This is a genomic window from Vibrio genomosp. F10 str. 9ZD137, assembly GCF_049974785.1.
In the GTDB taxonomy this organism is placed as follows: domain Bacteria; phylum Pseudomonadota; class Gammaproteobacteria; order Enterobacterales; family Vibrionaceae; genus Vibrio.
The window spans coordinates 1-529 of the sequence record NZ_JBNGCJ010000786.1; the positions used below are offsets into that span (position 1 = coordinate 1).

Sequence of the window (529 nt, forward strand, 5' to 3'; positions counted from 1 at the left end):
GCTCTTCCGATCTACAAAGAAAATAATGCAAAAGGGCGAAGTTAATAACCCAGTAAAAAAGCGCAGAACAATGGCCCATTGGATCAAGGAGTGCCTGTTCTATATCGTCTTCGTTAGCCTCATTTCCATCGGGGTCGATCTGTGGCGATCGCAAGATATGCCCAGTGCCACAGTCACGCCCATACAGGCACTATCGATGGAAGGAAAATACATTGATGTGATGGAGATGAGTAAAGAGAAGCCCGTTGTCGTCTACTTTTGGGCCACTTGGTGTTCGGCTTGTCAATTTGTTACTCCCACCATCAATCGAATTGGTGATTCTTATCATGTTGTGGGGGTTTCTGGCGCATCAGGAGAAGACCGAAAATTGGCAGGATTTTTGCGGACGCATGGCTACCAGTTTTCAAATATCAATGATAGCCGAAATACCATCTCAAGAGTGTGGGGAGTCATCGTCACTCCCACCATAGTGATCATCAATAACGAACAAGTGACGTCTATTACCACGGGCATAGATCGGAAGAGCGGT

Annotated in this window: 1 protein-coding gene; it reads left to right on the top strand. The window is 46.3% G+C overall.

The genetic code is table 11. From position 1 onward, the window contains the following. Positions 1-25 precede the first annotated feature (25 nt). Positions 26-529: protein disulfide oxidoreductase (locus ACP45E_RS18305; protein WP_241824337.1), on the top strand; the 504-nt coding region annotated here is incomplete at its 3' end.